Genomic DNA, 240 nt, shown 5'->3' with positions numbered 1-240 from the left:
GTCGAGTCTATTGTCGATGCACGAAGACGTGAAGGACCTTTTAAAGATCTATATGATTTTTGCCGTCGCGTTGATATCAAAAAGGTCAACAAGCGCACTCTTGAAGGACTGATAAACGCTGGCTGTTTTGATGACTTTGCGGCAACTTTACGTCCAGACTTGCCAGCCGATGAAGCCTACGAGATTCGCGGTGCGTTAATGAGTCAGTTGCCAAGCGCCGTACAAGCTGCGGAACAAGAC

1 protein-coding gene is annotated in these 240 nt (G+C 47.9%); it reads left to right on the top strand.

What is annotated here, in order from left to right:
- A partial coding sequence (locus tag AAEY75_RS16860; protein WP_352260315.1) for a helix-hairpin-helix domain-containing protein occupies positions 1-240 on the top strand: 240 nt, incomplete at both ends.

Source organism: Psychrobacter sp. TB55-MNA-CIBAN-0194, from assembly GCF_040309505.1.
GTDB classification, from domain to species: domain Bacteria; phylum Pseudomonadota; class Gammaproteobacteria; order Pseudomonadales; family Moraxellaceae; genus Psychrobacter; species Psychrobacter fozii.
The sequence above is the reverse complement of the archived record's forward strand: the minus strand, read 5'-3'. Positions and strand labels throughout refer to the sequence as shown.